We start from the raw sequence: 13,086 nt of genomic DNA, 5'->3' as shown, positions 1-13,086 counted from the left end.
GCGAGGTGTCGTCACACCTTCAGAATGCGTTCTCCGCGCCCGATGCCCGAACCGCCCGTACGGACGGTTTCCAGAATCGCGGCGGCGTCGATCGCCTCGATGAACGCGTCGAGCTTGTCGCTCGCACCCGTCAGCTCGATCGTGTAGGTTTTCTCGGTGACGTCGATGATGCGGCCGCGGAAAATGTCCGCCATCCGCTTCATCTCCTCACGCTCCTTGCCGACCGCCCTTACCTTGATCAGCATCAGCTCGCGCTCGATGTGGGCGCCCTCGGTAAGGTCGACCACTTTCACCACCTCGATCAGGCGGTTCAGATGCTTCGTGATCTGTTCGATCACGTCGTCCGAGCCAATGGAAACGATGGTCATGCGCGACAGCGAACGGTCTTCGGTCGGCGCCACCGTCAAGGTTTCAATGTTGTAGCCGCGTGCGGAGAAGAGGCCGACCACGCGCGACAGTGCGCCCGGCTCGTTTTCCAGCAAAACGGAAATGATGTGTCTCATGATGGGTTCCGCGATTTATCCAGTTTGACGTATTGGGCCCATGCGGCCGCTGCCCTTCCCCGCGAACCCGCGCGCCCCTTGTGTGGACGCGTGCCGCGCGAGGTCGGAGCGGCGCCGTTCAGATGCCGTTACAGGTCTTCCGAACCGAGCAGCATCTCGGTAATCCCCTTGCCGGCCTGAACCATCGGCCAGACGTTTTCGGAAGGGTCGGTCTGGAAATCGAGGAACACGGTGCGGTCCTTCAGTCGCAGCGCTTCCTTCAGCGCGGGTTCCACGTCCGCGGTCTTCTCGACGCGGATGCCCACGTGGCCATAGGCCTCGGCCAGCTTCACGAAGTCCGGCAGCGCATCCATGTACGAATGCGAATAGCGCTTGCTGTATTCGATCTGCTGCCACTGGCGGACCATGCCGAGGTAGCGGTTGTTCAGCGAAATGATCTTCACGGGCGTGTCGTACTGCTTGCAGGTCGACAGCTCCTGAATGCACATCTGGATCGAGCCTTCGCCCGTGATGCACAGCACGTCGTCGTCGGGGTGGGCCATCTTCACGCCCATCGCCGCCGGCAGGCCGAAGCCCATCGTGCCGAGGCCGCCCGAGTTGATCCAGCGGCGCGGCTGGTTGAAGCGGTAGAACTGCGCGGCCCACATCTGGTGCTGGCCCACGTCCGAACAGACGAACGCGTTGCCGCCCGTGAGTTCCCACGCCTTCTCCACCACGAACTGCGGCTTGATGATGTCGCTCGAACGGTCGAACTTCAGGCAGTTCTTCTCGCGCCAGCCTTCGATGTCCTTCCACCAGGCGGCGAGCGCCTCGGTGTCGGGGCCGTGCTCGGCGTGCTGAAGCTGCTCGATGAGCTCCTTCAGCACTTCCTTCACGTCGCCCACGATGGGGATATCGACCTTCACGCGCTTGCTGATCGACGACGGGTCGATGTCGATGTGAATGATCTTGCGCGGACGCGAGGCAAAGTGCGCCGGGTCGCCGATCACGCGGTCGTCGAAGCGCGCGCCGATGGCGATCAGCACGTCGCAGTGCTGCATGGCCATGTTGGCTTCGTAGGTGCCGTGCATGCCGAGCATGCCGAGGAACTTGCGGTCGCTCGCGCGATAGCCGCCCAGCCCCATCAGCGTGTTCGTGACCGGGTAGCCGAGCAGGTCGGCGAACTGGTTCAGTTCGCGCGCCGCATCGGCGAGGATGATGCCGCCGCCGGTGTAGATGTACGGGCGCTTCGCCGTGAGCAGCAGCGAAACCGCCTTGCGGATCTGCCCCGAGTGGCCTTTCGTCACCGGGTTGTACGAGCGCAGCGCGACGTTCTTCACCGGTTCGTACGCGCACGGCGTCTTCGATACGTCCTTCGGAATGTCGATCAGCACGGGGCCGGGACGGCCGGTGCGCGCAATGTAGAACGCTTTCTTGACGGTGGCCGCGAGCTCGCGCACGTCCTTCACGAGGAAGTTGTGCTTCACGCACGGGCGCGTGATGCCCACGGTGTCGCATTCCTGGAAGGCGTCCTGGCCGATGGCGGCAGTCGGCACCTGGCCGCTGATGATCACCATCGGGATCGAGTCCATATAGGCCGTCGCGATGCCGGTCACCGCGTTGGTGACGCCCGGGCCCGAGGTCACGAGACACACGCCCACCCTGCCGGTGGAGCGGGAATAGGCATCGGCCGCGTGCACGGCTGCCTGTTCGTGGCGCACGAGCACGTGCTGAATCTTGTCCTGCTTGTACAGCTCGTCGTAGATGTAGAGCACCGAGCCGCCGGGATAACCCCAGACGAATTCGACCTGCTCGTCGGCGAGCGCCTTCATCAGCACGGTTGCGCCGATGGACTGGCCTTGATGGCCGTGAGGGTCAGATTCGTGTGAAGAAGGGGAAACCGACGTGGAGAATTCCGCGCTGGGCATATTCATCATTCACCTTTCGAATTTTCGGCAAAAAATTGATCGGGTGCTCTCTGCCGGGCTTGTGGCTCGGGTTCAAGCGGCGCGTCCAGTTGACAGGTGAGCTTCTTGGGCCACACCCGAATTGAGACAGGTCACTTATGTTGCGAACCGTCGAAGATAGCGGGTCATGCCCTGACGGTCAAGCGATTCTTGCCGCCGCGGGCACGCGCGTTGCGGATGACCCCACTTTTGTGCGCATCGCGTACGTGTCCGATGGATTTTTGGGGCGTTTCGTGAAGCGCGCCCGCAAGGCGCCGGCGCTCGATGCACACCCGCCGCTTTGCCCGCTCCGCCCGGCCCCGGCAGGCCCCAGCAGGCCCCGGCGGGTTCGGCCGGACGGGCGGGGACGATACAAACAGGGCATCCCGGATACGGCGCCTTACAGGTTGTCCCGGGGATATCCGGCCGCGCCATTACCCCGTCGGCACGAAAATTTGCTAGCATCCGCGAGTTTTACGACATTTTTCGAACGATTACGCGTACGCTCTGGTGGCGGCGCCCTGCACCGGATGGCATCAGACAAGGAACTCGCCGATTTTCTGGCGGGCGTCGAAAGACGCGCGTTCAAGCAGACGGTCTACGCCGTGAGGGACGACGACGCCTCGCTCGACATCGTGCAGGACGCGATGATCAAGCTCGCCGAAAAATACGGAGACCGCCCCGCCGCCGAACTGCCCCTCCTCTTCCAGCGCATCCTGCAAAACACGACGCATGATTATTTTCGTCGGCAAAAAGTACGCAATACTTGGGTGAGCCTGTTTTCGTCGCTCGGCAACGCCGACGACGACGATTTCGACCCCCTCGAGACCTTCGAGGCGCAGGAGGGCACGGTCGGCGCGGAGAGCAGCGAACAACGACTCGAACGAGAACAGGTCCTCAATCTGATCGACCAGGAAATCCAGAAATTACCGGCACGTCAACGGGAGGCGTTTCTGATGCGTTACTGGGAGGATATGGATGTCGCCGAGACTGCCGCCGCAATGGGCTGCTCCGAAGGCAGCGTGAAAACGCACTGCTCGCGGGCCACCCACACGCTGGCACAAGCACTCAAGGCAAAAGGAATCACGCTATGAGTTCCGCTCTCGAAAACAAAGAACTAGAGTTCGTGCGGGAACTGCGCCGTGCCCTCGACGAGAGTGCCGCCAGTCTGCCCGCCTCTGCTACTGACCGCCTCGCCACCGCCCGCCGGAGCGCACTTGCGCGCAAGAAAGCCGAGCCGGTGCTGGTGCGCGTGCCGTCGCTCGCCGCGGCGGGCCTGCCCGGAACGCTGGCTGCGCCGGCGGCACCGCGCCGCCGCTCGCCGCTCAAGCGCCTCGCGCTGGCCTGGCCGCTCGCCGCGCTGGTGGCGGGCCTCTTCGCCATCGCGTACTTCGAGGATCAGCAACACACGGCCGAGCTTGCCGATATCGACGCCGCCATGCTGAGCGACGATCTGCCGCTCACCGCGTATCTCGATCACGGTTTCAACGCGTACCTGTCGCGTTCGCACTAACCGGAGACTCGCGGGGTGAGTTACAAGCGCGGCCTGGCCGTAGTGATGGGATCGGTGGTCGCGGCAGTCGTGTCGTATGTGGCGACATATCCGCGCTTTCACCCCGAAGAGACGCCGGGCGCCGCGGCCGGCGCTCCGGCCAGCGGCACCTCCGTCGCCACCTCGATCGCCACGGCGTTCGCGCCGCTGCCCGGGCACCAGGATCCGCTCGCCTGGGCGCGCCTCACCGACGACCAACGCGCGGCGCTCGCGCCGTTCGCCACCGAATGGGACAAATTCAGCGACGAACGCAAGCGAAAATGGCTGAAGATCGCCGCACGTTATCCGAAAATGTCGCCGGATGCGCAAAAACGCCTGCACGACCGCATGATTGAATGGGTCCGCATGACGCCCGAGCAGCGCCGCGTTGCGCGCGAAAACTACCAGGCGTCCAAGGAGCTGCCGGCACAGGCCCGCCAGCGCGCGTGGAAGGACTACCAGGAGCTCTCCCCCGAGCAGAAGGCGAAGCTCGCCGCGACCGAGCGCAAGCGCCGCACGGTCGTCAGCGCGCCGCCGTCGGGCAGCAAGAGCGAGATCCGCGACATCGAGCGTCTCGTCGACGAGCGCGAGCGCCGCGGCCAGCCGCACAGCCCGGCTTCGGCGCCGGCCGCTTCGGGCACCGCTCCGGCTAGCGTCTCCACGCCCGGTGCGATGACCGAGCCCGCGCCGGCTATGGCGGGCATCCCCTCGGCGGCGAGCTTCGTGCCGGCCACGCCGATTCCGGTTTCGCCCGCCGAAGCGCCGGCACTGTTCAAGGGCTCGTAAGGCCGGCCGGTTTTCGTCCTGGTTTTCGTCCTGGTTTTCGTCCCTGCCGCAGCTTCCCGCGGGTATTCCCGCGCATTGGCCGTCTGCCGCTGCCCGGGCGTTCGCGGTTATGCTTGAGGCGTCCCGTCCCCTTTCCGACGCCGCCGTGACCGAGCCCGCCAGCGCCGTAGCTCAGCAAGCCCCTCAAGCTGCTCATGAAGCCACTCCGGAAGCCGCCGCCCAGGCCGGCACCGCCCCGCAGCGCGAAAACCCGCCGCCCGCCCCTCCCACGCCGGCGATCCGCCGTCGCCTCGCCGCGCTCCTCTACGAAGGCGTACTGCTGTTCGGCGTGATCTTCCTCGCGGGACTCGCATTCAGCCTCGTGCTCCAGCAGCGCAACGGCCTGACCTACCATCACCTGATGTCGGCATGGATCGCCGTGGTCGCCGGCGCGTACTTTGTCGGCTTCTGGCACCGCGGCGGACAAACGCTGCCCATGAAAACCTGGCGCATGCGCGTGGTCGGCCCCGACGGCGCGCCGCCCACGATCGCGCGCGCAGCGCTGCGCTACTTCGCCGCCTGGCTCTGGTTCCTGCCGCCCCTCGCGCTGCATCCGCTCTTCGGCCTCTCGATCCCGCGCACGCTGCTGCTCGAAGCCGTCTGGTTCGCGCTGTGGACCGCCGGCGCCCGCTTCGACGCACAGCGCCAGTTCCTGCACGACCGCATCGCCGGCACGCGCATCGTCGCTGTGCCGCGCGCGCCACAGTAGCGCGCCCTGCGGCTACCTCACCTGCCTCGCGTTCGCGCGGCCAAAGCCCGGCCATTTCCCCCTCGCAGCAAACGCCCGCGGGGCCTTGCGCCGCCCGCGCGCGAGCGCGCAGGACTGCGTAACAAGAACATCTTGTGACTGTCACGGCATCGTCACGCCCACATGGCGCAATGCGCCTATTGCAAACCCGCCGCGCGAGCCATGGCCCAGAACCCGACCGCGACACCACTCTTCCGGCAGACCACCGGACCGGCCACCGACCCTGGGGCATTCAGCCCGGGCCCCGGCGGCGCCACCTTTTCCTCTCCGCCGCTGCCGCTCTCCGATTCGACGGCCACCGGCCCCCACGACGACGATCACCCCGCCCCGCATCGCTACCGCACCATCTGGCTCTCCGACATCCACCTCGGCTCGAGCGGCTGCCAGGCCAACTACCTGCTCGATTTTCTGCGTCATAACGAGTCGGAGTACCTGTACCTCGTCGGCGACATCATCGACGGCTGGCAGCTGAAGAAGGGCTGGTACTGGCCGCAGGCCCACAACGACGTCGTGCAGAAGGTGCTGCGCAAGGCGCGCAAGGGCACCCAGGTCGTGTACATCCCGGGCAACCACGACGAAGCGGCGCGCCAGTTCTGCAACCTCGCGTTCGGCGACATCCACGTGCGCGAGGAAGCGTTCCACACGACGCTTGCCGGCAAGCGCCTGTGGATCGTGCACGGCGACCTGTTCGACGGCGTGATCCAGCATGCCAGGTGGCTCGCGTACCTCGGCGATTCGGCGTACACGGCGATCCTCGTGCTCAACCGCTGGTTCAACCGCGTCCGCGCGAAGCTCGGTTTCCAGTACTGGTCGCTCTCGCAGTACCTCAAGCACCAGGTGAAGAACGCCGTGAACTTCATCTCGTCGTTCGAGCGCGTGATGACCGACGAAGCGCGCCGCCGCGGCTGTGACGGCGTGGTCTGCGGCCACATCCACAAGGCCGAAATCCGCGACATCGACGGCGTGCTGTACTGCAACGACGGCGACTGGGTGGAAAGCCTCTCGGCGCTCGTCGAAACCTTCGAGGGCGAACTGCGCATCGTCTACTGGACGGTGATGCAGGCCCCGCAGGCGCAGGTTTCGACGCGCAAGGCACGCGTGAGCGCCTGAGCGCCCGGGCAAGTGACGCACCCGCGAGCCTCGCACTGTACGCGGCTCGCCCCACGCCCCTCGCGGGGCTCGAATAACCGCAGGATCAGAGGGCCGACGACCGATGAAAGTAATGATCGTGACCGATGCATGGGAGCCGCAGGTCAACGGCGTGGTACGTACGCTGAAGAACACCACGCGCGAACTGATTGCGCTCGGGCACCAGGTGGAGCTGCTCACCCCGCTCGAATTCCGCACGATCCCGTGCCCGACCTACCCGGAAATCCGGCTCTCGCTGCTCCCCAGGCGCCATCTGCGCCAGCGCATCGAAGCCTTCGGCCCCGATGCGCTGCACATCGCCACCGAAGGCCCGCTCGGCCTCGCCGCGCGCGCGTACGCGATCAAGCACGATCTGCCCTTCACGACCGCCTACCACACGCGCTTTCCCGAGTACGTGCAGGCGCGCTTCGGCATTCCGCTCCCGGCCACCTACCGGTTCCTGCGCTGGTTCCACAAGCCCTCGCTCGCGGTGATGGCGCCCACGCCCGTCGTGAAGGCCGACCTCGAAAAGTTCGGCTTCACGAACGTCGTGCTGTGGACGCGCGGCGTGGACCTCGACATCTTCCAGCCGATGGATTCGAAGGTGCTCAACACCGCGCGCCCGATCTTCCTCTACGTGGGCCGCGTGGCCGTGGAGAAGAACGTCGAGGCGTTCCTCAAGCTCGACCTGCCGGGCTCGAAATGGGTGTGCGGCGAAGGCCCCGCGCTCGCCGAACTGAAGTCGCGCTATCCCCAGGCGAACTACCTGGGTGTCCTGAGCCAGCCCGAACTGGCGAAGGTTTACGCGGCCGCCGATGTTTTCGTTTTCCCGAGCCGCACCGACACCTTCGGCCTCGTGCTGCTCGAAGCCCTCGCCTGCGGCACGCCGGTCGCCGCCTACCCGGTGACGGGCCCGATCGACGTGCTCGGCACAGGCCACGCGGGCGCGATGAACGAAGACCTGCGCGAGGCCTGCCTCGAAGCGCTCAAGATCGACCGCGCGACGGCGCGCGCCTGGGCCGAACGCTTCTCGTGGCGCGCGGCTTCCGAGCAGTTCGCCTCGCACCTGAAGCCGCGGGCGCGCGCGACGATGCAGGAATCGAGCGCCGCTGCCTGAGGCCGGGAGGCGTCCCATGACCCGGCCATCGATTGCGCGCGTACCCGCCGGCGACGACGCGCGGGACCCGCCCGTGCACGCGGCGAACCAAGCGGCGCACCATGCCGCCGCGCCCGGCCCGTCGCCGGACGCGGCGTGCGATACTGGCAGCTCTACCCGCACCGCCATGCCGTCACGCTCTACTTCCCCATCGAGTTCCGCTCAAGGCGCAGCCGCTGCCATGGTCCGCGCCGTGCCCCTGCGTGCCGGCGAGGCGCCGCAGCCGCCGCTCTCACACCACGACGCCGCGGAAAGCGCCGACGCGCACGAGCCCCACGAACCGCTCGGCCCCGACGATCCACTCGCGCCGCCGCCGTTCAATCCGTACAAGGGCAACCGCGGCCTCACGCGCGCCTGGCACGCGCTCAAGAATTCGATCGCGGGCTTTCGCGTGGCGATCCGCGAGGAAAGCGCCTTTCGCCAGGAACTCACGCTCGCAGCCATCCTCGTGCCGATCGCGCTTTTTGTGCCGGTCGAGCCTGTCGCGCGCGTGCTGCTGCTTGGCTCGGTCATGCTGGTGCTGATCGTCGAGCTCATCAATTCGAGCATCGAAAACGCCATCGACCGCATCGGCCTCGAGCGCAACGAGCTTTCGCGGCGCGCCAAGGACCTCGGCAGCGCGGCCGTGACGGTGGCGCTCGCGTTCTGCGTGATGACCTGGGGGCTGATCCTCGTCCCCCTCTTCGGGCCGCCGCTGCTCGCCTGGCTCGCCTCGCTGTAAACCCTGCCCTCGCCGCGCAGCACGCCTGCGCGGCGCACACCACGCCCGCCGCCCTCCCTCGCGGGCCATTCGCAGTCTCTTACCTGCCCTTACGGGTCGAATCGTCGGTTTATAATCGAACGATAGTCTTAGGGCCCGTCCACGCCGATTTCGCATAAACCGGCCCTAAAAAAAGACCAACCGCGTCCGGGCAATCCACGCAGCAGCGACCGTGCAGCAGCGCGCAAGCCCGGCACTTTCAGGGCCGGACGACATGGAAGCCAAAACTCCCCGCCGTACACGCGAACGGATTCTCGAACTCTCGTTGAAACTGTTCAACGAGATCGGCGAGCCGAACGTCACCACGACGACCATCGCCGAGGAAATGGAGATCAGTCCAGGCAACCTGTACTACCACTTCCGCAACAAAGACGACATCATCAACAGCATCTTCAGCCAGTTCGAGCAGGAGATCGAAAAGCGTCTGCGCTTCCCGGACGACCACCGCGCCACCATCGACGAAATGTGGGCCTATCTGCAGTACATGGTCGATTTCACGTGGCGCTACCGCTTTCTCTATCGCGACCTGAACGACCTGCTCGCGCGCAACCGCACGCTGGAGATGCACTTCAAGCAGATCATCAGCCACAAGGTTCACTTCGCGAAGCAGTTCTGCGAGCAACTCCAGGCCGACGGCGAAATGGTGGCCACCCCCGCCGAAATCGCCGTGATCGCGACCAACATCGGCGTGATCGCCACCTACTGGCTCTCGTACCAGTTCGTGATGAACCCGCGCAAGTACAACGACCAGGAAGCGATCCGCGACGAACTCCACCAGGTGAGCGTGCAGATCGTTTCGCTGATGGCGCCGTATCTGCGCGGGCGGGCCCGCCAGCTCTTCGACGACCTCGTCTCGGGCAAGCTCGCCAAGCGCGAGTTCTACGACTACCTCCCGCCGCGCGACGGCGCGGCCGGGGCCGCCGGAGCAGCCGGAGCAGCGCCGGGCGCGGCGCGCGGCGCCGGGCGCGAGAGCAAGGACGTGCGCGAATGAAGGCCGTCTGCGTTTATTGCGGTTCCTCGCATGGAGCCAGCCCCATCTATACGCAAGCGGCGCAGACCTTCGGCCGGGCGCTGGTCGCGGCCGATCTCGGCCTCGTCTACGGCGGCGGCAAGGTGGGCCTGATGGGCGTGATCGCCGACACCGTGATGGCCGGGGGCGGCCGTGCGATCGGCGTGATCCCCGAACTGCTCGTGAACAAGGAAGTGGGCCACGAGGGTCTCTCGGAACTGCATGTCGTGCCCGACATGCACCACCGCAAGAAGATGATGGCCGACCTCTCGGACGCGTTCGTCGCGCTGCCGGGCGGTGCGGGCACGCTCGAAGAGCTGTTCGAAGTCTATACGTGGGCGCAGCTCGGCTATCACCACAAGCCGGTCGCGGTGCTCAATATCGACGGCTTCTACGACCCGCTGATCGCGCTGCTGCGGCACACCGTGAGCGAAGGCTTCATGCGTCAGACCTACTTCGATCTGCTGCAGATCGAAAGCGATCCGGCCGCGCTGATCGACAAGCTCCAGCGCTACCGCGCGCCCGCACAGGACAAGTGGTCCAGCGCGCGCGACAATGTCTGAGCGCGCGAGCCGTTGATCGTCCGGCTGCGCGCGGCGCTTGAGCCTGCTTGAGCCTGCTTGAGCCTGCTTGAGCCTGCTTGGGCCTGCTTGGGCCTGCTTGGGCCTGCTTGAGCCTGCTTGAGCCCGCCCAGGCCCGCCTGGGTCGGAATGTAACCGGATTGAACCGTCAAACAACGGGGATGGACCGATGAGCAAGGTGGTTCTGATTACCGGCGCGAGCCGCGGCATCGGCCGTGCGACCGCGCGGCTTCTCGGCGCGCGCGGCTGGACCGTGGGCGTCAACTATCAGCATAACGAACCGGCTGCCGCGGAAACCGCGGCGCAAGTGGGCCGCGCAGGCGGCCACGCGCGCGTGCTGCACGGCGACGTCGCCAGCGAAGCCGACGTGATCGCGATGTTCGACGCGCTGGAGCACGCCTATGGCCGCGTCGACGCGCTCGTCAACAACGCGGGCATCGTCGCGCCGTCTTCCACGCTGGCCGAGATGAGCGCCGAGCGCCTCAAACGCATGTTCGACGTGAACGTCTACGGCGCGTTCCTGTGCGCGCGCGAAGCGGCGCGGCGCATGTCGAAGGACCGCGGCGGCGAAGGCGGCGCGATCGTCAATGTCTCGTCCGCGGCGTCGCGGCTCGGTTCGCCCGGCGAATACGTCGACTATGCGGCATCGAAGGGCGCCATCGACACGCTGACGATCGGCCTCGCCAAGGAGCTCGGTCCGCAGGGCGTGCGGGTGAATGCGGTGCGCCCGGGCCTCATCGACACGGAAATTCATGCGAGCGGCGGCCGCCCCGACCGCGCCGCCGTGCTCGGCGCGCAAACGCCGCTCGGGCGGCCGGGCAGCGCCGACGAAGTGGCCGAGGCCATCGTCTGGCTCCTGAGCGATGCCGCGTCGTACGTGACCGGCGCGCTCATCGACGTGAGCGGCGGCCGCTAGAACCCGGAGCCGGGCTCGCGCAGGAAGGCGAGTTCGGCTTCGCTCGACGGGCGCCCCAGTTGCGCGTTGCGATGCGGGAAGCGTCCGAAACGCTCGATCACCTTCGCGTGCCGCACGGCGAAATCGTAGTAGTCCTCGCCGTCCGGCTCGTGCCGCAGCGCGCCGAAAAGCCTCAACGATTCGCGTTGCGCGTCCATCGATTCGGCGTGCTCGAACGGCAAATACACGAACACACGGTGATAGAGCGTAGGGAGCCCGCGGTCCGCGCCGCTCGCCACCAGCCGCTGCGAGAACGCCAGCGCGCGAGCGTCGGCGGCGAACGCCCGCGGCGTGCCGCGATGGCAGTTGCGCGAGAACTGGTCGAGCACGATCACGAGCGCGAGCGTGCCTTCGGGCGTTGCGGCCCACGCGTCCCGTTCGCCCGCACAAGCCGCCTCCAGCAGGGCGCCAAAACGCTCGCGCAATCGCGCATCGAACGCGTCGTCCTTGCTGAACCACATCTTGCGCGGCCGACCGTACTCCGCCGAACCCGGCGTGCCGAACCAGAAGTCGAGCACCTCGCGCGCCCGCGGATCGAGAACCGCCGTCATGCGAGCTCCAGCACGAGGCGCCGCGTGCGGGCGCTTTTCTTCTCCAGCTTCGCCACGCGCAGCGCGCCGATCTCGCTCGTATTGCGCACGTGCGTGCCGCCGCAGGGCTGCAAATCGACGCTCTCGATACGCAACAGACGCACGCGCCCGAGGCCCATCGGCGGCTTCACGCTCATCGTGCGGACGAGTTCGGGGCGCGCGGCCATTTCCTCGTCGGTAATCCACTCGGTGGCTACCGGATGCGCCCCCGCCACCAGTTCCGCGAGCCGCGCCTCGACGCCTTCGCGCTCGATCGGCTCGACGGTCGCGAAGTCGAGCCGCGCGTAGTCGGTCGTGATGCTGCAGCCATCCACGGCATACGGCAGCACCGCGCACATCAGGTGGCTCGCCGTGTGCAGCCGCATGTGCCGATGGCGCCGCGCCCAGTCGATCTCCGCGCGCACCGGCTCGCCGGCCCGCAGGCTGGCAAGCAGCGCCTCCTGGCCCGGCGCGGGCACGTGCAGGGCGTCGTCGGGCGTGGCGCCTTCGAACTTCGCCTTGCGCGTGTCGGCAATCGCGATGCGCGTGCCGTCGGCGAGGATCAGCGCGCCGGTGTCGCCGGCCTGACCGCCGCCGAGCGGATAGAACACCGTTCGGTCCAGCAGCACGCCGTCCTCGCGCACCGCGACGAGCGTCGCGTCGCAGTGGGTGAGATAGGCATCTTCGCGAAACAACGCCCTGGTCGTCATACGTCGAGTCTCCTTCCTGTCCATGCCAGGCTGGCAATCGGCCTCTATTCGGCCCATTATGGGCGGCACTGGGCGTGTTCCCAAATGCACATGCCGGATGCCACGGCCGGACTGTACCGGCCCACTCGCCGGGCCAGTCGCATAGGCCCGGCCAAACTCAGATCAGCGCAGATCAACCTGGATCAAGCCCGATCAACCCGGGCGATTGCGCATCCAGTCGGCCGTATCGAAAAACGAGTGCAGCAGGCGCTCGCGAAGCGGCTCGGCCAGACCCACGTCCTCCATGGCCCACGCCATGCAGCGCAGCCACTGGTCGCGCTCGGACGACGCAATCGCAAACGGCAGATGGCGCGCACGCAGGCGCGGATGGCCAAACCGTTCGATGTAGTGATCGGGGCCGCCCAGCCAGCCGCTCAGGAACCAGAACAGCTTGTCGCGCGAGCCGTCGAGCGTGGGCGGATGCAGGGCGCGGATGCCCGCGAAATCGGCCTCGAGATCCATCAGGTCGTAGAAGCGGTCGACGAGTTCGCGCACGCGGGCCTCGCCGCCGACGAGTTCGAAGGCCGTGGGTTGCTGCGGCGCTTCGTCGGCTGAATCGGTCATACGGAAAGTTACGGAAAGTCGATGCAAAAAACGTTGGGGGCTGACCTCGCGCGCAAAACGCGCAGGGGGAAGGCCACGATTTT

15 protein-coding genes are annotated in these 13,086 nt (G+C 66.7%); 10 read left to right on the top strand and 5 right to left on the bottom strand.

The genetic code is table 11. The features are described from left to right. Positions 1–11: 11 nt before the first annotated feature. Both ilvN and BFE01S_RS15090 read right to left on the bottom strand, forming a co-directional pair. The gene (gene ilvN / locus BFE01S_RS15095) at positions 12–503 is read right to left on the bottom strand and encodes an acetolactate synthase small subunit (RefSeq protein WP_028226244.1); all 492 of its coding nucleotides are present in this window, start codon (positions 501–503) and stop codon (positions 12–14) included. Positions 504–631: 128 nt separating this feature from the next. Further along, positions 632–2,416 (bottom strand): acetolactate synthase 3 catalytic subunit, encoded by a 1,785-nt coding sequence (locus tag BFE01S_RS15090; RefSeq protein ID WP_028226243.1) that lies wholly within the window; start codon positions 2,414–2,416, stop codon positions 632–634. A gap of 542 nt (positions 2,417–2,958) precedes the next feature. Here BFE01S_RS15090 and BFE01S_RS15085 point away from each other — a divergent pair. The 10 genes from BFE01S_RS15085 to BFE01S_RS15040 all read left to right on the top strand — a co-directional run bounded on the left by BFE01S_RS15085 (position 2,959) and on the right by BFE01S_RS15040 (position 11,082). Then, complete coding sequence (locus BFE01S_RS15085; RefSeq protein ID WP_028226242.1) at positions 2,959–3,522, top strand: RNA polymerase sigma factor; 564 nt, start codon at positions 2,959–2,961, stop codon at positions 3,520–3,522. After that, positions 3,519–3,941: a DUF3619 family protein gene (locus BFE01S_RS15080; RefSeq protein ID WP_028226241.1), complete on the top strand. Its 423-nt coding sequence runs from the start codon at positions 3,519–3,521 to the stop codon at positions 3,939–3,941. Before BFE01S_RS15085 ends, BFE01S_RS15080 begins: the two co-directional genes overlap by 4 nt. 15 nt (positions 3,942–3,956) lie before the next feature. Beyond that, on the top strand, positions 3,957–4,745 hold the full coding sequence (locus tag BFE01S_RS15075) for a DUF3106 domain-containing protein (RefSeq protein WP_028226240.1): 789 nt from the start codon (positions 3,957–3,959) through the stop codon (positions 4,743–4,745). Between the two features lie 145 nt (positions 4,746–4,890). Then, on the top strand, positions 4,891–5,493 hold the full coding sequence (locus BFE01S_RS38670; RefSeq protein ID WP_407668214.1) for an RDD family protein: 603 nt from the start codon (positions 4,891–4,893) through the stop codon (positions 5,491–5,493). A 201-nt stretch (positions 5,494–5,694) separates the two neighbouring features. Further along, positions 5,695–6,642, top strand: coding sequence for a UDP-2,3-diacylglucosamine diphosphatase (locus tag BFE01S_RS15065; protein WP_028226239.1), 948 nt, complete (start codon positions 5,695–5,697; stop codon positions 6,640–6,642). Between the two features lie 103 nt (positions 6,643–6,745). Next, positions 6,746–7,777 carry a glycosyltransferase family 4 protein gene (locus tag BFE01S_RS15060; protein ID WP_028226238.1) on the top strand — a complete coding sequence of 344 codons (1,032 nt, stop codon included), beginning with the start codon at positions 6,746–6,748 and terminating at the stop codon, positions 7,775–7,777. Between the two features lie 220 nt (positions 7,778–7,997). Next, positions 7,998–8,537, top strand: coding sequence for a diacylglycerol kinase (locus BFE01S_RS38665; RefSeq protein ID WP_322787829.1), 540 nt, complete (start codon positions 7,998–8,000; stop codon positions 8,535–8,537). 253 nt (positions 8,538–8,790) lie between these two features. Continuing rightward, positions 8,791–9,567 carry a TetR/AcrR family transcriptional regulator gene (locus BFE01S_RS38660; RefSeq protein ID WP_042337674.1) on the top strand — a complete coding sequence of 259 codons (777 nt, stop codon included), beginning with the start codon at positions 8,791–8,793 and terminating at the stop codon, positions 9,565–9,567. After that, a complete protein-coding gene (locus tag BFE01S_RS15045) occupies positions 9,564–10,148 on the top strand; it encodes an LOG family protein (protein WP_028226237.1) in 585 nt (194 codons plus the stop codon). The genes BFE01S_RS38660 and BFE01S_RS15045 overlap by 4 nt, the downstream gene beginning before the upstream one ends. Before the next feature lie 187 nt (positions 10,149–10,335). Beyond that, positions 10,336–11,082 carry an SDR family oxidoreductase gene (locus BFE01S_RS15040; protein WP_028226236.1) on the top strand — a complete coding sequence of 249 codons (747 nt, stop codon included), beginning with the start codon at positions 10,336–10,338 and terminating at the stop codon, positions 11,080–11,082. Here the strand turns inward: BFE01S_RS15040 and BFE01S_RS15035 are convergent. The 3 genes from BFE01S_RS15035 to BFE01S_RS15025 form a co-directional block, all read right to left on the bottom strand. Further along, a complete protein-coding gene (locus tag BFE01S_RS15035) occupies positions 11,079–11,672 on the bottom strand; it encodes a DUF924 family protein (RefSeq protein WP_028226235.1) in 594 nt (197 codons plus the stop codon). The genes BFE01S_RS15040 and BFE01S_RS15035 overlap by 4 nt on opposite strands. Then, entirely contained in the window at positions 11,669–12,400 is a 732-nt protein-coding gene (locus BFE01S_RS15030) for an alanyl-tRNA editing protein (protein ID WP_028226234.1), read from the bottom strand. Before BFE01S_RS15030 ends, BFE01S_RS15035 begins: the two co-directional genes overlap by 4 nt. Positions 12,401–12,592: 192 nt before the next feature. Continuing rightward, complete coding sequence (locus tag BFE01S_RS15025; RefSeq protein ID WP_028226233.1) at positions 12,593–13,003, bottom strand: group II truncated hemoglobin; 411 nt, start codon at positions 13,001–13,003, stop codon at positions 12,593–12,595. Positions 13,004–13,086 lie beyond the last annotated feature (83 nt).

Source organism: Paraburkholderia ferrariae NBRC 106233, from assembly GCF_000685035.1.
Lineage (GTDB): Bacteria > Pseudomonadota > Gammaproteobacteria > Burkholderiales > Burkholderiaceae > Paraburkholderia > Paraburkholderia ferrariae.
This window is presented reverse-complemented; position numbering and strand designations above follow the sequence as displayed.

Bases quoted from the DNA above. Each gene is read 5' to 3' on its own strand.
- BFE01S_RS15025 (WP_028226233.1), bottom strand. From the start codon at position 13,003: ATGACCGATTCAGCCGACGAAGCGCCGCAGCAACCCACGGCCTTCGAA.
- BFE01S_RS15035 (WP_028226235.1), bottom strand. From the start codon at position 11,672: ATGACGGCGGTTCTCGATCCGCGGGCGCGCGAGGTGCTCGACTTCTGG.
- BFE01S_RS38660 (WP_042337674.1), top strand. From the start codon at position 8,791: ATGGAAGCCAAAACTCCCCGCCGTACACGCGAACGGATTCTCGAACTC.
- BFE01S_RS15045 (WP_028226237.1), top strand. From the start codon at position 9,564: ATGAAGGCCGTCTGCGTTTATTGCGGTTCCTCGCATGGAGCCAGCCCC.
- BFE01S_RS15060 (WP_028226238.1), top strand. From the start codon at position 6,746: ATGAAAGTAATGATCGTGACCGATGCATGGGAGCCGCAGGTCAACGGC.
- BFE01S_RS15065 (WP_028226239.1), top strand. From the start codon at position 5,695: ATGGCCCAGAACCCGACCGCGACACCACTCTTCCGGCAGACCACCGGA.
- BFE01S_RS15040 (WP_028226236.1), top strand. From the start codon at position 10,336: ATGAGCAAGGTGGTTCTGATTACCGGCGCGAGCCGCGGCATCGGCCGT.
- BFE01S_RS38665 (WP_322787829.1), top strand. From the start codon at position 7,998: ATGGTCCGCGCCGTGCCCCTGCGTGCCGGCGAGGCGCCGCAGCCGCCG.
- BFE01S_RS15030 (WP_028226234.1), bottom strand. From the start codon at position 12,400: ATGACGACCAGGGCGTTGTTTCGCGAAGATGCCTATCTCACCCACTGC.
- BFE01S_RS15090 (WP_028226243.1), bottom strand. From the start codon at position 2,416: ATGAATATGCCCAGCGCGGAATTCTCCACGTCGGTTTCCCCTTCTTCA.
- BFE01S_RS15085 (WP_028226242.1), top strand. From the start codon at position 2,959: ATGGCATCAGACAAGGAACTCGCCGATTTTCTGGCGGGCGTCGAAAGA.
- ilvN (WP_028226244.1), bottom strand. From the start codon at position 503: ATGAGACACATCATTTCCGTTTTGCTGGAAAACGAGCCGGGCGCACTG.
- BFE01S_RS15080 (WP_028226241.1), top strand. From the start codon at position 3,519: ATGAGTTCCGCTCTCGAAAACAAAGAACTAGAGTTCGTGCGGGAACTG.